This is a genomic window from Pseudomonas sp. NFACC14, from assembly GCF_900106885.1.
GTDB lineage: Bacteria > Pseudomonadota > Gammaproteobacteria > Pseudomonadales > Pseudomonadaceae > Aquipseudomonas > Aquipseudomonas fluorescens_AA.
On the sequence record NZ_FNOA01000028.1, the window covers coordinates 1 to 18,466 of the forward strand.

General features: G+C 62.5%; 15 protein-coding genes. 10 read left to right on the forward strand and 5 right to left on the reverse strand.

What is annotated here, in order from left to right:
• Positions 1–95 precede the first annotated feature (95 nt).
• A complete protein-coding gene (locus BLU85_RS26925; protein WP_092205529.1) occupies positions 96–1,745 on the reverse strand; it encodes an acyl-CoA dehydrogenase family protein in 1,650 nt (549 codons plus the stop codon).
• 71 nt (positions 1,746–1,816) lie between these two features.
• On the reverse strand, positions 1,817–4,201 hold the full coding sequence (locus BLU85_RS26930; RefSeq protein WP_092205530.1) for a 7TM diverse intracellular signaling domain-containing protein: 2,385 nt from the start codon (positions 4,199–4,201) through the stop codon (positions 1,817–1,819).
• 417 nt (positions 4,202–4,618) lie between these two features.
• On the opposite strand from BLU85_RS26930, the gene BLU85_RS26935 reads away from it, so the two are divergent.
• The 4 genes from BLU85_RS26935 (at position 4,619) to BLU85_RS26950 (ending at position 8,144) form a co-directional block, all read left to right on the forward strand.
• Complete coding sequence (locus BLU85_RS26935; protein ID WP_092205544.1) at positions 4,619–5,416, forward strand: hydroxymethylpyrimidine/phosphomethylpyrimidine kinase; 798 nt, start codon at positions 4,619–4,621, stop codon at positions 5,414–5,416.
• Between the two features lie 17 nt (positions 5,417–5,433).
• Complete coding sequence (thiE, locus tag BLU85_RS26940; RefSeq protein ID WP_092205531.1) at positions 5,434–6,060, forward strand: thiamine phosphate synthase; 627 nt, start codon at positions 5,434–5,436, stop codon at positions 6,058–6,060.
• A 28-nt stretch (positions 6,061–6,088) separates the two neighbouring features.
• Positions 6,089–7,372 carry a glutamate-1-semialdehyde 2,1-aminomutase gene (gene hemL / locus BLU85_RS26945; RefSeq protein WP_092205532.1) on the forward strand — a complete coding sequence of 428 codons (1,284 nt, stop codon included), beginning with the start codon at positions 6,089–6,091 and terminating at the stop codon, positions 7,370–7,372.
• 217 nt (positions 7,373–7,589) lie between these two features.
• On the forward strand, positions 7,590–8,144 hold the full coding sequence (locus BLU85_RS26950; RefSeq protein WP_072411482.1) for a tetratricopeptide repeat protein: 555 nt from the start codon (positions 7,590–7,592) through the stop codon (positions 8,142–8,144).
• 180 nt (positions 8,145–8,324) lie between these two features.
• On the opposite strand, the gene BLU85_RS26955 is transcribed toward BLU85_RS26950, so the two are convergent.
• The gene (locus BLU85_RS26955; RefSeq protein ID WP_003185742.1) at positions 8,325–8,654 is read right to left on the reverse strand and encodes a DUF1820 family protein; all 330 of its coding nucleotides are present in this window, start codon (positions 8,652–8,654) and stop codon (positions 8,325–8,327) included.
• A 133-nt stretch (positions 8,655–8,787) separates the two neighbouring features.
• On the opposite strand from BLU85_RS26955, the gene miaB reads away from it, so the two are divergent.
• The 5 genes from miaB (at position 8,788) to lnt (ending at position 14,224) form a co-directional block, all read left to right on the forward strand.
• Entirely contained in the window at positions 8,788–10,116 is a 1,329-nt protein-coding gene (gene miaB / locus BLU85_RS26960; RefSeq protein ID WP_060740492.1) for a tRNA (N6-isopentenyl adenosine(37)-C2)-methylthiotransferase MiaB, read from the forward strand.
• Positions 10,117–10,332: 216 nt separating this feature from the next.
• On the forward strand, positions 10,333–11,343 hold the full coding sequence (locus tag BLU85_RS26965) for a PhoH family protein (protein WP_092205533.1): 1,011 nt from the start codon (positions 10,333–10,335) through the stop codon (positions 11,341–11,343).
• The gene (ybeY, locus tag BLU85_RS26970; RefSeq protein ID WP_092205534.1) at positions 11,336–11,794 is read left to right on the forward strand and encodes an rRNA maturation RNase YbeY; all 459 of its coding nucleotides are present in this window, start codon (positions 11,336–11,338) and stop codon (positions 11,792–11,794) included. The genes BLU85_RS26965 and ybeY overlap by 8 nt, the downstream gene beginning before the upstream one ends.
• A 39-nt stretch (positions 11,795–11,833) precedes the next feature.
• The gene (locus BLU85_RS26975; RefSeq protein WP_092173903.1) at positions 11,834–12,673 is read left to right on the forward strand and encodes an HlyC/CorC family transporter; all 840 of its coding nucleotides are present in this window, start codon (positions 11,834–11,836) and stop codon (positions 12,671–12,673) included.
• Between the two features lie 27 nt (positions 12,674–12,700).
• Positions 12,701–14,224, forward strand: coding sequence for an apolipoprotein N-acyltransferase (gene lnt / locus BLU85_RS26980; protein WP_092205535.1), 1,524 nt, complete (start codon positions 12,701–12,703; stop codon positions 14,222–14,224).
• 155 nt (positions 14,225–14,379) lie between these two features.
• Here the strand turns inward: lnt and BLU85_RS26985 are convergent, their stop codons facing one another.
• Together BLU85_RS26985 and BLU85_RS26990 are read right to left on the reverse strand one after the other, a co-directional pair.
• Complete coding sequence (locus tag BLU85_RS26985) at positions 14,380–15,141, reverse strand: YdcF family protein (protein ID WP_092205536.1); 762 nt, start codon at positions 15,139–15,141, stop codon at positions 14,380–14,382.
• 103 nt (positions 15,142–15,244) lie between these two features.
• Positions 15,245–15,565, reverse strand: a complete 321-nt coding sequence (locus BLU85_RS26990; RefSeq protein ID WP_092205537.1) for a hypothetical protein — start codon at positions 15,563–15,565, stop codon at positions 15,245–15,247.
• Between the two features lie 292 nt (positions 15,566–15,857).
• Between BLU85_RS26990 and leuS the strand changes: the two genes are divergently transcribed.
• On the forward strand, positions 15,858–18,464 hold the full coding sequence (gene leuS, locus BLU85_RS26995; RefSeq protein WP_092205538.1) for a leucine--tRNA ligase: 2,607 nt from the start codon (positions 15,858–15,860) through the stop codon (positions 18,462–18,464).
• Positions 18,465–18,466: the final 2 nt, after the last annotated feature.

Consider the following 18,466-nt stretch of genomic DNA (forward strand, 5'->3'; position numbering starts at 1 on the left):
AGCCTGCTCGCGATAGAGGTGTGTCAGTTACCATAGAGGCTGGAGGGTCGACGCCATCGCGAGCAAGCTCGCTCCCACAGGGGTATGTGGTGTTTCTAAAGGGCGTGCGGGGTCGAACGGGTAACGATGGCTTCGACATTCAAACCCCGAGGCAGGGCACCGTACGCCCGGCCGGTCGCACCCAGGCGACTGGCGATAAAAGCATCGCTGACCTCACTGTTCCCCGCCTCCAGCAACAGCTTGGCTTGCAGGCCGACGGCGATGTCTTCGGTCAATTGCCGGGCGCGGTACTGGATGTCGTCGGTATCCTTGAAAGCTGCCTGCAATTGGTGGATGTGGCCGGCCAGGCGCTTGTCGCCGTGGCCGTCGCCCAATTCGCTGAACAAGACCTCCAGCACACCCGGCTCCTTGGACAGGGCACGCAACACATCCAGGCACTGCACGTTGCCGGAGCCTTCCCACGTCGAGTTGACCGGTGCTTCACGGTACAGGCGCGGCAGGATGCTGTCTTCGACGTAGCCAGCGCCGCCCATGCATTCGGCGGCTTCGTTGATCATTGCGGGGGCGCGCTTGCAGATCCAGTACTTGCCCACCGCCGTCACCAGCCGGGCGAACTTGGCCTCATGCTCGTCATTCAGATGGTCCAGCGCCCGCCCCATGCGCAGGCTCAAGGCCAGGGCGGCCTCGCTTTCCAACGCCAGGTCAGCCAGGACGTTCTGCATCAGCGGCTGTTCGCTCAACAACTTGCCACCGACCTTGCGGTGCGCACAGTGATGGCTGGCCTGGGTCAACGCCTGGCGCATCAGGGCGCTGGAGCCGACCATGCAATCGAAGCGGGTCATGGCCACCATCTCGATGATCGTCGGCACGCCTCGGCCTTCTTCACCGACCATCCAGGCCAGTGCGCCACGGAACTCGACTTCGCTGGAGGCGTTGGAACAGTTACCCAGCTTGTTCTTCAAGCGCTGGATGTAGAACTGATTGCGCGTGTCGTCGGGGCGATGGCGCGGCAGCAGGAAACAGGTCAGGCCCTTGTCGGTCTGGGCCAGGGTGAGGAAAGCGTCGCACATCGGCGCCGAACAGAACCATTTGTGTCCCACCAGTTCATAGGCCTGGCCCGGGCCGCTGGCACCCACCGGATAGGCCTTGGTGGTATTGGCCCGGACATCGGTGCCGCCCTGTTTTTCGGTCATCGCCATGCCCAGGGTCACCCCGGCCTTGTGGGCCATGCCGACGTTGCGCGGGTCGTACTCGGTGGCGAGCACCTTCGGCAGCCAGCGTTCGGCCAGATCCGGTTGCAGGCGCAGCGCCGGCACGCTGGCGAAGGTCATGGTCAACGGGCACCCCGTACCGGCTTCGGCCTGGCTGTGCAGATAGGTCATCGACGCCCGGGCGACATGGGCGCCGGGCTGTGGATGGGCCCAAGGCAAGCTCGGCAGGCCATGCTCGACGGCGGTGCGCATCAACTGATGATAAGCGGGATGGAATTCCACCAGGTCGATGCGATGGCCGTAGCGGTCATGGCTGGAAAAAACCGGTTTGTTCTGATTGGCCAGGAAGCCCGCTTCCATCAACGGCCCGCCGGCCAGCGCCCCATACGCATCGATCCGCGCCTGCGCCCAGCCAGCCCCAAAGCGTTGCGACCACTGCTGCAACGGCAGGTCGATGCGGTACAGGTTAGCGCCATCCAGAGACGGCGGTTGATTGGTGACGTCGTGGGTTTCAGCGAACTGGTGCAGGTTCATGACAGGGCTCCTCGATCGGCCAGGGATTCAGTTAAGCACCGCCTCCAGGCCGAACAAAGTGTCATATACGCCTAAATATCGGCGCTTTCGCCCTGCCTCGGGCAAAGCACCCGGCGCTGGAGCGTGGCCTGCAATGCGTCGAATTTCACCGGTTTGCTCAGGTAGTCGATCAACGCGCCCGAGGGACAGTGCTCCTGTCCCAGGTTCGGGCTGACCACCAGTACCGGCAGCTCTTCGCAACCAGACAACGCGCGGATCTGGCAGCAGACCGACACACCGTCCAGCGGCGGCGACTGGCAATCGAGCAGCACCGCGTCAAAACGCTCGCCGTGCAGCAGATCCAGCGCGGCGCGGCCACTGTCGGCGGTGCGCACCCGATAACCCAACTTGAGCAACATGCCACGCATGACCAACTGATCGATGTTGTTGTCATCCGCCAGCAGCACCGTGCAATCCTGGGGCTGGCGCGAGCCCTGGCGGCCACCGAAGGAAAACGGCGTCGGGACCGCCGCCGGCAAGGCCACGTCGAACTCCACGTCCAACTGGAACCGGCTGCCGCGACCGGGCTCGGACGTGTGGGTCAGGCGCCCGCCCAGCAGTTCCACCAGTTGCCGACAGATGGCCAGGCCCACGCCGAGACCGCCATATTCGCGGGTCATCGAGCCGTCGAGCTGGAAGAAGCGCTGGTACAAGGTCGCTTCCCCCAGGTCGGTAAAGCCGATCCCGGTGTCGATGACGGCAAAGGACAACACCAGCCGATCGAGCTCCGTCGGCCGACCGCTGACGCGCAGCGCCAGGCCGCCCAACCGGGTGAACTTGATCGCGTTGTCCAGCAAGCATTCCAGGCATTGGGCCAGTTTGCCGCTGTCGCCGATCAACCGGTCCGCCAGGCCCGGGGACACGTCGACCTTGAAATCCAGGCCCTTGGCCGCGGCATTGGCGCCGAACTGCACCTGCAGCGCATCGATCACCCCACGCAGGCTGAACGGCGCCGGATAGACCTTGAGCTTGCCGGCCTGCAACTCGGTGAGGGTGAGGATGCCATTGACCATGCGCATCATGTCCCGCGCCGACCCGGCGGCGGTCTGTTGATACTGGGTCAGTTCCTCGTCCATCTCGACGGTTTCCATCAACTCCAGGGAACCGATCACACCATTCATCGGCGTGCGCAGTTCGTGGGTCAAGGTGGCGAGGAATTCATCCTTGAGCTTGTTGCCGTGGGCCAGTTGCTGGTTGAGCACTTCGAGTTTCTGCCCGGCGTCCAACAAGGTCTGGGCCTGCTGCTCGCGCATGGCATTGATGCGGTCGGCCAAGGCCAGGGACAACAGCGCCACTTCGATGGCCGAGCCGATCTGGCTGGCGTACATGGTCAGGAAGACGTTCGGCAGGTAGCCCAGCACCATCAAGGTATTGACGATGCCCCCCAGCAGAAACGCCGACCAGGCAATGATGAAATAGCGCGCCACCCGCAGGCCACGCCACCAGGCGAACAGCCCCGCGGCAAAGATCGCCACCGTGAACACCAGCGCCAACGCCGTCGCCAGGCGCAGGGCCAGGGCATAGCTGGTCATCAGCGACAGGCTGATGACCACGGCGCTGTAGCCGATCAGTGCCAGCAGCATGCGGTCCATCCAGCGGCCATGCCGGGCGGTTTGCAGGAAGCTGCGGGCGAACTGGCTGCCAAACAGGCCCGCGCAGCCGATGAAGAACGGCGTCGCGGCGTTGGCCCACCAGGGGTTGTCCGGCCAGAAGTACTCCACGGCGGCACCATTGACCGACAATTGGTACAGGCCGAACGAGGAGATGTAGAAAATGTAATAGAGGTAGCTGGTATCGCGCACGCTCAGGTAGATGAACAGGTTGTACACCAGCATCCCCAGCAGCACGCCATAGATGATGCCCAGCACATACAGGCGCACCGGCTGTTGCTCGAGGTACGCGGTGCTCGACCACAGCGTCAACGGCGCCTGGATCGAACCCTGGCTTTGCAGGCGCAAATAGACGGTCTGTTGCTGTTCGGGCTTGAACGCCAGGCTGAACAGGTAATTGTTCTGGCGGATCTCGCGGCTAGCGAACGGCAACGCATCACCGGTCTGGCGAACCAGGCGATAAGTCCCCGCCGCGTCGGGCAGGTACAAGTCGAGGTGGTCCAGCGGCGGGTATGCCAGCTCCAGCAGCCAAGTGCGCTGGGCATCCGGATTGTCCGGGCGATAGTGCAGGTCGATTTTCAACCAGAAGGCTGATCGCGAGTAACCGGCGTTCAGCGTGGCTTTGTCGTGGGGCTTGAAAGCACCCGCCGCGGACTGGGCCAGGACCTCATCCAGGGTGGCCGTGCCGCCGGCGTCCTCGAACACTTGCAAGGCATGGCCCAAGGGTAGGCTTTGGGTGAATTCATCGAATTCCAGGGCACTTGCCAGAGGGGACAAGCACAGCAGTAACATCAGCAAATAGCGCATTTAAGCCCCAGCGTGGCCTGTCCGGTTGAGTCAGGAAGCCCCCCATTCCCTGAGTAGACGTAAAACCGGCATTACCTGTTATGTGTTGGATCCATCTCTAGCATAGCCGCTGATGGCCAATTTGCACTATTGAAATTTTTCCTACAGAAGGCTCTAGAACGGGCGTTTCAGAGAAAAGCATTGAGATAGAGCTGTTGCTTTGGTCAGGTTGGCACCGGACTGGACAAATGTGGCGAGGGAGTTCGCTCCCGCTGGGTGTAGGAGCTGGCGCAGCCTGCGATCTTTTGATCTTGATCTTTCGCTCCTCGATTCAATTGGCAATGGAAAGATCGCAGCCTCGCTTCGCTCGACAGCTCCTACACAGCTCCTACAAGGATCGTGCGCCCGATAATGGGTTTGGTGGTAAGCTCGCGCACCATGAATATCTACAGCTCTCGCCCCGTAGTCCTCTGTCTCTCCGGCCACGATCCCAGTGGTGGCGCCGGTTTGCAGGCAGATATCGAAGCCCTGCTCGCCCAGGGCTGTCATGCCGCCCCGGCCGTAACCGCATTGACCGTGCAAGACACCGTCAACGTCAGCGATTTCCGCGTACTCGATCGCGAGTGGGTGCTGGCGCAAGCCAATGCCGTGCTCAACGATTCGCCGGTAGCGGCGGTCAAGCTGGGAATGCTCGGCTCACTGGAAATGGTCGACACGGTGGTCGAACTGCTCCAGGCCCACCCGCATCTGCCGATGGTCTGCGACCCGGTGCTGCGCGCCGGCGGTGGCGGGCGACTGGGCAAGGATGAAGTCGGCTACGCCATGCGCGAACGCCTGCTGCCCCTGGCTATCATCGCCACCCCCAACCTGCCCGAAGCACGCATCCTCGCCGAACTGCCCGAGGGCAGCGCCGACGCGTGCGCGGAAAAACTGCTGCCCTTCGTCAAACACCTGTTGATCACCGGCGGTCACGGCGACGAACATGAAGTCCATAATCGCCTGTACAGCCGCGATGGCCGCCGTGAAACCTTTACCTGCCAGCGCTTGCCCGGCAGCTACCACGGCTCCGGCTGCACCCTGGCCAGCGCCCTGGCCGGTCGGCTGGCCCAGGGCGAACAACTCGCCAGCGCCGTCAAGACAGCGCTGGATTACACCTGGCGCACCTTGCGCGATGCCGAACAGCTGGGCAAAGGCCAGTTCGTGCCGCGTCGGTTGCCGCTGGATTTCTGCTCGTAGCACCGGAGGCCTGTGGAATGAAATTACGTGGCCTGTACGCCGTCACCGATAGCCAACTGCTGGCCGGCAAGTTCCTCGCTTATGTCGAAGCGGCGCTGGAAGGTGGCGTGACCCTGCTGCAATACCGCGACAAAAGCAGCGACGAAGCCCGCCGCCTGCGGGAGGCCGAAGCCCTGCGCAACCTGTGCGAGCGCTACAAGAGCCAGTTGATCATCAACGACGACGCCGAACTGGCCGCGCGCCTGGGCGTCGGTGTGCACCTGGGCCAGACCGATGGCCCGTTGGCGCCGGTGCGGGCGCTGCTAGGGCACAAGGCGATCGTCGGCGCCACCTGCCACGCCAGCCTGGCCCTGGCCGAACAGGCCGCCAGCGAAGGCGCCAGTTATGTCGCGTTCGGGCGCTTCTTCAACTCCAACACCAAGCCCGGCGCCCCCAGCGCAAACCTTGAACTGCTCGGACAGGCGCGCATCAAACTGCATATTCCGGTATGCGCCATCGGCGGCATCACCCTGGAGAACGCCGCTCCACTGGTGGCCCACGGGGTCGACCTGCTGGCGGTGGTCCACGGCCTGTTCGGCGCCGACAGCAGCGCTGAAGTGACGCGCCGCGCCCGCGCCTTCAACGAGCTGCTGCAGATCAAATAGTCCATTTTTCGTTTTCGAGAGCCCAACCATGTCCCGTTCCGAAACCCTGTTTGCCAATGCCCAGAAACACATCCCCGGCGGCGTGAACTCGCCTGTTCGTGCGTTCAAGAGCGTCGGCGGCACCCCGCTGTTCTTCAAGCACGCCGAAGGCGCGTACGTCACCGACGAAGACGACAAGCGTTACGTGGACTATGTCGGCTCCTGGGGCCCGATGATCCTCGGCCACAGCCATCCCGACGTGCTGGATGCGGTGCGCAACCAATTGGTCCACGGCCTGTCCTACGGCGCCCCGACCGCGATGGAAACCGAGATGGCCGACCTGGTCTGCTCGATCGTGCCGTCGATGGAAATGGTGCGCATGGTCAGCTCCGGCACCGAGGCGACCATGAGTGCGATCCGCCTGGCGCGGGGCTACACCGGTCGCGACAGCATCATCAAGTTCGAAGGCTGCTACCACGGTCACTCCGACAGCCTGCTGGTCAAGGCCGGCTCCGGCGCACTGACCCAGGGCGTGCCGAGTTCGGCCGGTGTGCCGGCGGCGTTCGCCAAACACACCCTGACCCTGCCGTTCAATGACCTTGAAGAAGTCGAGAAGATGCTCGGCGAAGTCGGCCAGGAAGTGGCGTGCATCATTGTCGAGCCGGTGGCCGGCAACATGAACTGCGTGCCGCCGGCGCCGGGTTTCCTCGAAGGCCTGCGCAGCCTGTGCGACCAGCATGGCGTGGTGTTGATTTTCGATGAAGTGATGACCGGCTTCCGCGTGGCCCTCGGCGGCGCCCAGGCCCATTACGGCGTCACGCCGGACCTGAGCACCTTCGGCAAGATCATCGGCGGCGGCATGCCGGTGGGCTGTTTCGGCGGCAAGCGCGCCATCATGGAATGCATCGCACCGCTGGGCCCGGTCTATCAGGCCGGCACGCTGTCGGGCAACCCGTTGGCCATGGCCGCCGGCCTGACCACCCTGCGCCTGATCAGCCGCCCGGGCTTCCACGCCGAACTGACCGACTACACCACTCGCCTGCTCGACGGCCTGCAGATCCGCGCCGATGCGGCGGGTATTCCCTTCGTGACCACTCAGGCCGGCGGCATGTTCGGCCTGTATTTCAGTGGCGCCGATGACATCGTCACCTTCGAAGACGTCATGGCCAGCGATGCCGACCGGTTCAAGCGCTTCTTCCACCTGATGCTCGACGGCGGTGTGTACCTGGCCCCGAGTGCGTTCGAAGCCGGCTTCACCTCCATCGCCCATGGCGAGACCGAGCTGAAGATCACCCTCGATGCAGCCGAACGGGCCTTCGCGGCACTGAAGTAAGCCTGTGGATAACTGACGCTGGCTGAAGCTGGCGTCAGTGATTGCTGACACCCCCCCGCCCTTTTCCTACGTATTTATGCCCGAAGCTGCTATTAGCATTCCCGTGCAGCAGAAAAACGAGTAAAGACTTTGTAAGGATGGCCCCGCTTATTTCATAATGCGCGCTTATTGGATCCCCCGGAGGGTCCGCGCGCCCCTCAGAGGTAAGTCGATTCCCATGAACCGCACCGGCCGCACCCTTGCCTTGGGCTGCCTGTTGCTCCTTCAGCCGCTGCTGGCGAATGCACAGGCAGGCGGCAACTCGTTGTTGATCCCGGCGCTGGGCCGTTGCACGCTCAATACCCAGCCACAAGATCTCGCACCGGCACTCGACGCCTGTCAGAAAGCGGCGGACGCAGGCGATGCACAAGCGCAATACGAGTTGGGCGAGTTCTACTACGAAGGCAAGGCTGCACCCCGCGACCTCAAGCAAGCCCTCAACTACTTCGAAAAAGCTTCGCTGCAAGGCCATGCCCAGGCGCAATTCAAGCTCGGCGGCATGTTCTTCCATGGCGAAGGCGTGCCGGCCAACAACGTCCAGGCCTACATCGTCTTGAAGATGGCCGCGGTCAACGGCGCCGAAGATGCCCTGGACACCGCCGACGAAGTCGCCGAACAGATGCCCCGCGACGAGTTGGAAGTGGCGACCCAGGTGCTGGGCCAGATCTTTCGCAAATACCTGATGGAATTGCAGAACGCCGATGGGCGTACGCCTTTTTCGCCGCTGCCCTGAATCCCACAGTCTCTTGGCCGATGTAGGATGTAGGATGTAGGAGCTGTCGAGTGCAACGAGGCTGCGATCTTTCCCCAGGCAATTGAATCGAGAGCGAAAGATCAAAATCCAAGATCAAGATCAAAAGATCGCAGGCTTCGCCAGCTCCTACAGAGCCCGGCGCAGCAATAAAATTATTTCCTACTTCTCAGGCATCGGCATCGGAAACGGCATCACGTTGCCGACCGCGCCGCGGGCTTCGCTGATTTTCGGCGTGCCCAGGCGTTCGACTTCGTCGATGCGCACGATCGAATGCATCGGCACGAAACTGCGCACCACGCCTTCGAACTGCGCCTTGAGCTTTTCTTCGCTCGGATCGACGACCACTTGCGTGCGCTCGCCAAAGACGAACTCTTCCACTTCCAGGAAGCCCCACAGATCACTTTGATAGATCTGCTTGGCGTACATTTCGAACACCTGGCCCTGGTTAAGGAAAATCACCTTGTAGATTGGAGCTTCACGTTTGGTCATGGCTGGCGAAACACATCGGCGGGTAAAAATGAGGGCGCGAACTATAGCATAGCCACTGCTCGCACAGCGGTAGGAACCGGTGGACTTGTTCCCTATAATGCGCGGTTCTTTGAATCACGTGATGACTCCGTCCATGGCCAAGAAGCTTTACATCGAAACCCACGGTTGCCAGATGAACGAGTACGACAGCTCGCGCATGGTCGATCTGCTGGGTGAACACCAGGCCCTGGAAGTCACCGCCCGCGCCGAAGACGCGGACGTGATCCTGCTCAATACTTGCTCGATCCGCGAGCGCGCCCAGGACCGGGTGTATTCCCAGCTGGGCCGCTGGCGCGAACTGAAGCTGGCCAACCCGGAAATGGTCATCGCCGTGGGCGGTTGCGTGGCCAGCCAGGAAGGCGCGGCCATTCGTGATCGTGCCCCGTACGTGGACGTGGTGTTCGGTCCGCAGACCTTGCACCGCCTGCCGGAGATGATCGACGCCGCGCGCGCCACCAAGCTGCCGCAAGTGGATGTCTCGTTTCCGGAAATCGAAAAATTCGACCACCTGCCCGAACCGCGCATCGACGGCCCAAGCGCCTACGTGTCGGTGATGGAAGGCTGCAGCAAGTACTGCACGTTCTGCGTGGTGCCCTATACCCGCGGCGAGGAAGTCAGCCGACCGTTCGACGACGTGATCGCCGAAATCATCCACCTGGCGGAAAACGGCGTGCGCGAAGTGACCCTGCTGGGGCAGAACGTCAACGGCTATCGCGGCCTGACCCATGACGGGCGCCTGGCGGACCTCGCCGAGCTGATCCGCGTGGTGGCGGCGGTGGACGGCATCGACCGCATCCGCTACACCACGTCCCATCCGCTGGAGTTCTCCGACAGCCTGATCCAGGCCCACGCCGAGGTTCCCGAGCTGGTCAAGCACCTGCATTTGCCGGTGCAATCGGGTTCCGACCGGATCCTCGCGGCCATGAAGCGCAACCACACGGCGCTGGAGTACAAATCCAAGTTGCGCAAGTTGCGCGCGGCAGTGCCGGGCATCTGCATCAGCTCGGACTTTATCGTCGGTTTCCCCGGCGAAACCGAGAAAGACTTCCAGCAGACCATGAAGCTGATCGAAGACGTGGGCTTCGACTTCTCCTATTCCTTCGTCTATAGCCAGCGCCCTGGAACCCCGGCGGCCGACCTGGCGGACGACACCCCGGAAGAACTGAAAAAAGAGCGGCTCAACGCCTTGCAGCACCGCCTCAACCAGCAAGGTTTCGAGATCAGCCGACAAATGGTCGGTTCCGTCCAGCGGATTCTGGTGACCGATTATTCGAAAAAAGACCCCGGCGAGCTGCAAGGACGTACCGAAAACAACCGTATCGTCAATTTCCGTTGCGACACGCCGGCCCTGATCGGCCAGTTCGCCGATGTGCACATTGACGCCGCGCAACCGCACTCCCTGCGGGGTTCGCTGATTCAGTAACCCCGTACTTCCCGTGGGAGCGAGCTTGCTCGCGATAGCGGCATGACAGTCAATACTCATGTTGAATGTAAGGCCCCCATCGCGAGCAAGCTCGCTCCCACAGTGAATCGTGCCAAGCCTTGTGATCGGATTCGCCTGTTTAAGAGCTTTCGCACCCAGCCTACTGGCGCTATCCTTGGTTTCATCTCAATTGCCCCTGGGCGGCTAAAAACGACCTTGAACGCACCCATCGAACCACATCGCTTTATTCTCGAGCCCTTTGAGGCTCGCCGCTTCGCCAATCTGTGCGGGCAATTCGACGAGCACCTGCGCTTGATCGAACAGCGCCTGGCCATCGAGATCCGCAACCGCGGAAACCAGTTCGAGCTGATTGGCGAACCCAAGCACACCACCTCCGCGGAAAACCTGCTGCGCCGTCTCTACCGGGAAACCAAGGGGAGCGAGCTGTCGCCGGATACGGTCCACCTGTTCCTGCAGGAATCGGCTGTCGAAGAACTCGACAACCACGCCCCGTCGGAACCTGCCGTGGCCCTGCGCACGAAAAAAGGCATGATTCGCCCGCGCGGCTTGAATCAGCAGCGCTACGTGAAGGAAATCCTGGGCAACGACATCAACTTCGGCATCGGCCCGGCCGGTACCGGCAAGACCTACCTGGCCGTGGCCTGCGCCGTCGATGCGCTGGAGCGCGAACAGGTGCGGCGCATCCTGCTGGTGCGACCGGCAGTCGAAGCGGGTGAAAAACTCGGCTTCCTGCCCGGCGACCTGGCCCAGAAGATCGACCCGTACCTGCGCCCGCTCTATGACGCGCTGTATGAAATGCTCGGCTTCGAATACGTCGCCAAGCTGATCGAGCGGCAGGTCATCGAGGTCGCGCCGCTGGCCTACATGCGCGGTCGTACCCTGAACAACAGCTTCATCATCCTCGACGAAAGCCAGAACACCACGGTCGAGCAGATGAAAATGTTCCTGACCCGGATCGGCTTCGGCTCCACCGCCGTCATCACTGGGGACATCACCCAGGTCGACTTGCCTAAAGGCACCAAGTCCGGGCTGAACCATGTGATCCAGGTGCTCAAGGACGTGCCGGGCATCAGTTTCACGCATTTCATGCCCAAGGACGTCGTGCGCCATCCGTTGGTGCAGCGCATTGTCGAAGCCTACGAGCGCTTCGAGCATCGCGCCGAGGAAGAGTCGCTCGACAGCAAAGGCAATGGCCGCAATGCTTGAACTCGACCTGCAGGTGGCCAGCGAACGCGCCGCCCCCAGCGAGGCCCAGTTCCGCCAATGGTGCGAACTGGCCCTGCGCCAGCGCAGTGCCGACTCGGAGCTGACGATCCGCCTGGTGGACGAGCCCGAAGGCCGCGAGCTGAACCACACCTGGCGGCAGAAGGACTACGCCACCAACGTGCTGTCGTTCCCCGCCGACGTGCCCGACGAACTGCTCGACATCCCGCTGCTGGGCGACCTGGTGATCTGCGTCCCGGTGGTGGAGCGTGAAGCGGCGGAACAAGACAAGACCCCTGAGGCCCACTGGGCCCATCTGGTGATTCACGGCTGCTTGCATCTACTGGGTTACGACCATATAGAAGATGACGAAGCCGAAGAAATGGAAACACTGGAACGGACGTTGCTTGCAGAGCTGGGTCATCCCGACCCTTACGCCGGCGACGAACACTGATACATCAACTGTAACGACAAAGGATTCAGAGTAATCGCTATGAGCGAAGATCGATCGAGCAACGGGCAGAAGTCATGGCTGGGCAAGCTCACCCAGGCTTTTGCCCATGAGCCGAAAAACCGCCAGGAGCTGCTGGAGCTGCTGCGCGATGCGCACCAGAACAAACTGCTGGACAGCGAAGCGCTGGCCATCGTCGAAGGCGCCATCCAGGTCGCTGACCTGCAAGTGCGGGACATCATGGTCCCGCGCTCGCAAATGGTCAGCATCAAGGCGACCCAGACCCCCCGTGAATTCCTGCCCGCCGTGGTCGACTCCGCTCACTCGCGCTACCCGGTCGTTGGCGAGAGCCATGACGACGTCATGGGCGTACTGCTGGCCAAGGACCTGCTGCCGCTGATCCTCAAGGAGAACGGCGACAGCTTCAACATCAAGGACCTGCTGCGCCCGGCCACTTTCGTGCCCGAGTCCAAGCGCCTGAACGTGCTGCTGCGTGAATTCCGCGCCAACCACAACCACATGGCCATCGTCATCGACGAATACGGCGGCGTGGCCGGCCTGGTCACCATCGAAGACGTACTCGAACAGATCGTCGGCGACATCGAGGACGAGCACGATGTCGAGGAAGACAGCTACATCAAGCCGCTGCCCAGCGGTGACTTCCTGATCAAGGCCCTGACGCCGATCGAGAACTTCAACGAATTCTTCGACAGTCAATTCTCCGACGATGAGTTCGACACTGTCGGCGGCCTGGTGATGAGTGCTTTCGGGCACCTGCCCAAGCGCAACGAAACCACGGAAATCGGCTCCTGGCGCTTCCGCATCCTCAATGCCGACAGCCGCCGGATTCACTTGCTGCGCCTGTCACCCATTGGCCGATAACCCCTGCGAGACCCGCTAAGGATATACATGCGCTGGATAACCCGCCCCGGCTGGCCCGGTAACCTGCTGGCCGTGGCGGCCGGTGCGATCACCACCCTGGCCCTGGCGCCGTTCGACCTCTGGCCGCTGGCCTTGCTGGCAGTCGGCTTGTTCTATGCCGGGCTGCGCGAGCTTTCGCCGCGTCAGGCCCTGGGCCGTGGCTGGTGTTTCGGTTTTGGCCTGTTCGGCGCCGGCACCAGTTGGATCTACGTCAGCATCCATAACTTCGGCGGCGCCTCGGTGCTGCTCGCCGGGCTGTTGATGCTGCTGTTCATCGCCGCCATCGCCTGGTTCTTCGCCCTGCCCGCCTGGCTGTGGGCGCGCTGGCTGCGCCGCAACGAGGCGCCCTTGGCCGATGCCCTGGCGTTCGCCGCGTTGTGGTTGGGCCAGGAAGCCTTCCGCGGCTGGTTCCTCACCGGGTTCCCGTGGCTGTATTCCGGTTACAGCCAGCTCGACGGCCCCCTGGCCGGCCTCGCGCCGCTGGGCGGGATGTGGCTGATCTCCTTCACCCTGGCCCTGACCGCCGCGCTGCTGTACAACGCGCCCCGGCTGATCCGCGGCGCCCGCAAAGGTTTTATTGCCGCGGGCGTGCTGCTGTTGATCGGCCCGTGGGTGGCCGGCATGGCCCTCAAGGGGCATGCCTGGACCAGCCCCTCGGGCGACCCGCTGAGCGTCGCGGCGATCCAGGGCAACATCGAACAAAGCATGAAGTGGGACCCCGAACAGCTCAACGCGCAGTTGGCGCTGTACCGCGACATGAGCTTCGCCTCCAAGCGCGTCGACCTGCTGATCTGGCCGGAAACCGCGGTGCCGGTGCTCAAGGAATCCGCCCAGGGCTACCTGGACATGATGGGCAGTTTCGCCGCCGAGCGGCATTCAGCGTTGATCACCGGTGTGCCGATTCGGCAACTGGTGCACCACGAGAAGCGTTACTTCAACGGCATCACCGTGACCGGCGAAGGTGACGGTACCTACCTGAAGCAAAAACTCGTGCCGTTTGGCGAATACGTGCCGCTACAGGACATCCTGCGCGGCCTGATCGCCTTCTTCGACCTGCCCATGTCGGACTTCGCCCGGGGCCCGGTCGACCAGCCGTTGCTGCAAGCCAAGGGTTACCAGATCGCCCCGTTCATCTGCTATGAAGTGGTCTACCCGGAATTCGCCGCCAGCCTCTCGGCGCGCAGCGACCTTTTGCTGACCATCAGCAACGACACCTGGTTCGGCACCTCGATCGGCCCGCTGCAACACCTGCAAATGGCCCAGATGCGCGCCCTGGAAGCCGGCCGCTGGATGATTCGCGCCACCAACAACGGCGTGACTGGCCTGATCAACCCCTTCGGCCAGATCACCGCACAGATCCCGCAATTCGAACGCGGCATCCTGTATGGCGAAGTGGTGCCGATGCACGACCTGACCCCGTACCTGCAATGGCGCTCGTGGCCACTGATCATCTTGTGCGTGTTGCTGCTGGGCTGGGCGTTGGTGGCGAGCCGGATGGCCAAGACGGTTTAACACTCTGTAGGAGCTGCCGAAGGCTGCGATCTTTTGATCTTGAGCTTTTGATCTTCGCTCGCGACTCAATTGTCTGGGGCAAGATCGCAGCCTCGTTGCACTCGGCAGCTCCTACGGACACATTCCAGCGGGATAATCCCTCGCCGCAACAGTGCTCAGCGATAGAACAACCAATACCCCACCAACCCCATCGCCTCATTCATCAACTGCCCGGACTGCCAGATCGACTTGAACTCCGGCATCCAGCCACCCAGTGGCCGGGCGTTGTCCGGGCCCAGGAAGCCGACAGGCGCCGGCACCACTTCAAATCCTGACCGCTCGAAACTCCAGACCGCCCGTGGCATGTGCCACGCCTGGGTCACCACCACGACCCGCTTGATGCCTTCCGGCAGCAGGATCTCGGCACTCATCCGGGCGTTTTCCCAGGTCGTGCGGCTGCGCGTTTCCTGCCAGCGTACGGTGACGCCGAAGTCGTCCTGCATCGAATCGGCCATCAACTTCGCTTCACTGGGTGGGGTGCCGTAGTGCAAGCCGCCGGTCGTCAGCACGGGCAAGCCCGAAGCCTTGGCCAGTCGCGCCGCATAACGCTGGCGTTCGAGGCCGACACCAGTGGGCTGGTCGGAACCCCAGGCCAGGTCACCGCGCTCGCGACCGGACCCCAGCACCACGATGGCGTCGGCACGCTGGGCCAGGGTCGCCCATTCGCTGCGCGGCAACGGCGGTTCACGCTCCAGTGCCTTGGCGCTCCACTGCACCACCACCGGCAGGCTCATCAGCCAGAAGCCGCCCAGGCCCGCGGCGAAACACAGGCGAGCCAGGCGCGGCCGCGAATGACGCCACCACCAGGCAAGGGCCAACAACAGCAAAAGAATGCCGGGCGGCAATAAAAGTTGTTTGATGAAATAGCGAAACGGCATCGGGCATCTCCATAGATGCCCGAAGCCTAGGTGGGTTGACGCAAAGCGACAACAGATTCGAAAAAACCTTGAATCGAAAAAAGCGACACGCGTGAATCCGGCGTTACTTGAACTGCAGTGACCGGACCTTTACAGCATCCTTGTCAGGCGTCCGGTCCTTGAGCCATACAACCTTGGCCGAACGGGGCGCATCGAGACGCTTGATTACCTGGGCCCCACTGGCGGGGGGTTGATGTCCGGCCTGTTCGAGGTAAGCCTCGACCAGTTCGAACTCTGCGGGGCTCAAGCCACGCAGCTCCAGCTCTACCGGACGCTCATCACGCAAGCGGCCGGCGGTTCTTGCAGCGTCCAGGGCCACCCCGAGACGATCGATCAGTTTTTCATACAACTCAGGTGTAGCGACTTTTCGTTGTGATTCAACCATCCCTCACCTCATTGAAGATAAGACTCACTCCCCATTGAGAAGCTTAGCTTCGCTGGGCAAACCGGCAGGGCGCCGCGACCAACGGCCCTGGACACGGGTTCCGGCCAGCGATCGTCGACGGCCAGCACGCAATCAGGGTTTCCCTCGGTAGAGCACGGTCATGTATGCTACGGCGCTTCCTGTAACTCCACTTCCAGCTTGGCTGGGCATCGAAAACGCCGCATTCGGCGTCGTCTGCGTCCAGTATGGCCACGAAGAGGATTGGGCCACCCCATTCAGTACAAAAGTAGCCATGCACGAACACTACCAGCCCCGTGAAATCGAAGCCGCCGCCCAGTCGTTCTGGGACGAGCAAAAGTCCTTTGAAGTCAGTGAACAGCCAGGCAAGGAGACTTACTACTGCCTGTCGATGTTCCCTTACCCCAGCGGCAAGCTGCACATGGGGCACGTGCGCAACTACACCATCGGCGACGTGATCTCCCGCTACCAGCGCATGCAAGGCAAGAACGTCCTGCAACCCATGGGTTGGGACGCCTTCGGCATGCCGGCGGAAAACGCCGCGATGAAGAACAACGTGGCCCCCGCCAAGTGGACCTACGAAAATATCGCCTACATGAAGACCCAGCTGCGCAGCCTGGGCCTGGCGGTGGACTGGTCCCGCGAAGTGACCACCTGCAAGCCGGACTACTACCGCTGGGAACAATGGCTGTTCACCCGCCTGTTCGAAAAAGGCGTGATCTACCGCAAGAACGGCACCGTGAACTGGGACCCGGTGGACCAGACCGTACTGGCCAACGAACAAGTGATCGACGGCCGCGGCTGGCGCTCCGGCGCGCTGATCGAAAAGCGCGAGATCCCCATGTACTACTTCAAGATCACCGCCTACGCGGATGAACTCCTGGAGAGTCTCGACGAGCTGACCGGTTGGCCCGAGCAGGTCAAGACCATGCAGCGCAACTGGATCGGCAAGTCCCGGGGCATGGAAGTGCAGTTCCCGTATGACGTCGCCTCCATTGGCGAAGCCGGCACCCTGAAAGTCTTCACCACCCGTCCGGACACGTTGATGGGCGCCACCTATGTGGCCGTGGCCGCCGAGCATCCGCTGGCCACCCTGGCGGCACAGAACAACCCCGAGCTGCAGGCGTTCATCGCCGAATGCAAGGGCGGCAGCGTCGCCGAAGCCGATGTCGCCACTCAAGAGAAGAAAGGCCTGGCGACGTCGTTGTTCGTCGAGCACCCGCTCACCGGCGAGAAGCTGCCGGTATGGGTCGCCAACTACGTGCTGATGCACTACGGCGACGGCGCGGTGATGGCCGTGCCGGCCCACGACGAACGGGATTTCGAATTCGCCCACAAGTACAACCTGCCGGTCAAACCGGTCGTGCGCACCAGCGCCGGCGACCAGACTCCGGCACCTTGGCAGGACGCCTATGGCGAACACGGCGAACTGATCAACTCCGGCGAGTTCAACGGCCTGGACTTCGCAGGTGCATTCGATGCCATCGAAGTCGCCCTGATCAAGAAGAACCTCGGTGCCTCGCGTACCCAGTTCCGCCTGCGGGACTGGGGCATCAGTCGCCAGCGCTACTGGGGCTGCCCGATCCCGATCGTGCATTGCGACACCTGCGGTGACGTACCGGTGCCGGAAGACCAACTGCCCGTGGTCCTGCCAGAAGACGTCGTGCCCGACGGCGCCGGCTCGCCCCTGGCACGCATGCCCGAGTTCTACGAGTGCAGTTGCCCGAAATGCGGCGCACCGGCCAAGCGTGAAACCGACACCATGGACACCTTCGTCGAGTCCTCCTGGTATTACGCGCGCTACGCCTCGCCGCACTATGAAGGCGGCCTGGTGGAAAAATCCGCGGCCGACCACTGGTTGCCGGTGGACCAGTACATCGGCGGCATCGAACACGCCATTCTCCATCTGCTCTACGCACGCTTCTTCCACAAGCTGATGCGTGACGAAGGCCTGGTGAGCTCCAACGAGCCGTTCAAGAACCTGCTGACCCAAGGCATGGTGATCGCCGAGACTTACTATCGTCGCGAAGCCAACGGTGCCTACACCTGGTTCAACCCGAGCGACGTCGAGCTCGAACGCGACAGCAAGGCCAAGGTCATCAGCGCCAGGCTGATCGCCGACGGCCTGCCGGTGGAAATCGGCGGCACCGAGAAAATGGCCAAGTCGAAGAACAACGGCGTCGACCCACAGTCGATGATCGACCAGTTCGGCGCGGACACCTGCCGCCTGTTCATGATGTTCGCCTCGCCACCTGACATGAGCGCCGAATGGTCCGACTCGGGCGTCGAGGGCTCGCACCGCTTCCTCAAGCGCGTCTGGCGCCTGGCCCAAGCCCACGTCACCCAGGGCCTGCCGGGCAAACTGGACATCGCCGGCCTGAACGATGAGCAGAAAGCCGTTCGTCGCTCGATTCACCTGGCCATCAAGCAGGCCAGCCATGACGTCGGCCAGAACCACAAATTCAACACCGCCATCGCCCAGGTGATGACGCTGATGAACGTGCTGGAAAAAGCCGCGCAAGACACCGAGCAGGATCGCGCGCTGATTCACGAAGGCCTGGAAGCCGTGACGCTGCTGTTGGCGCCGATCACCCCGCACATCAGCCACGAGCTGTGGAATCGACTGGGTCACGCCGACCCGGTGATCGACGCTCGCTGGCCGGTGGTGGACGAAACCGCGCTGGTGCAGGACAGCTTGACCCTGGTCATCCAGGTCAATGGCAAGCTGCGCGGCCAGATCGAAATGCCCGCCGCCGCCACACGTGAAGAAGTCGAAGCCGCTGCGCGGGCCAATGAAAACGTGCTGCGCTTTGTCGATGGCCTGACGATTCGCAAAGTGATCGTCGTGCCCGGCAAGCTGGTCAACATCGTCGCAAGCTAATT

Coding starts and splice junctions, on each gene's coding strand:
- BLU85_RS26925 (WP_092205529.1), bottom strand. CDS start 1,745: ATGAACCTGCACCAGTTCGCTGAAACCCACGACGTCACCAATCAACCG.
- BLU85_RS26930 (WP_092205530.1), bottom strand. CDS start 4,201: ATGCGCTATTTGCTGATGTTACTGCTGTGCTTGTCCCCTCTGGCAAGT.
- BLU85_RS26935 (WP_092205544.1), top strand. CDS start 4,619: ATGAATATCTACAGCTCTCGCCCCGTAGTCCTCTGTCTCTCCGGCCAC.
- thiE (WP_092205531.1), top strand. CDS start 5,434: ATGAAATTACGTGGCCTGTACGCCGTCACCGATAGCCAACTGCTGGCC.
- hemL (WP_092205532.1), top strand. CDS start 6,089: ATGTCCCGTTCCGAAACCCTGTTTGCCAATGCCCAGAAACACATCCCC.
- BLU85_RS26950 (WP_072411482.1), top strand. CDS start 7,590: ATGAACCGCACCGGCCGCACCCTTGCCTTGGGCTGCCTGTTGCTCCTT.
- BLU85_RS26955 (WP_003185742.1), bottom strand. CDS start 8,654: ATGACCAAACGTGAAGCTCCAATCTACAAGGTGATTTTCCTTAACCAG.
- miaB (WP_060740492.1), top strand. CDS start 8,788: ATGGCCAAGAAGCTTTACATCGAAACCCACGGTTGCCAGATGAACGAG.
- ybeY (WP_092205534.1), top strand. CDS start 11,336: ATGCTTGAACTCGACCTGCAGGTGGCCAGCGAACGCGCCGCCCCCAGC.
- BLU85_RS26975 (WP_092173903.1), top strand. CDS start 11,834: ATGAGCGAAGATCGATCGAGCAACGGGCAGAAGTCATGGCTGGGCAAG.
- lnt (WP_092205535.1), top strand. CDS start 12,701: ATGCGCTGGATAACCCGCCCCGGCTGGCCCGGTAACCTGCTGGCCGTG.
- BLU85_RS26985 (WP_092205536.1), bottom strand. CDS start 15,141: ATGCCGTTTCGCTATTTCATCAAACAACTTTTATTGCCGCCCGGCATT.
- BLU85_RS26990 (WP_092205537.1), bottom strand. CDS start 15,565: ATGGTTGAATCACAACGAAAAGTCGCTACACCTGAGTTGTATGAAAAA.
- leuS (WP_092205538.1), top strand. CDS start 15,858: ATGCACGAACACTACCAGCCCCGTGAAATCGAAGCCGCCGCCCAGTCG.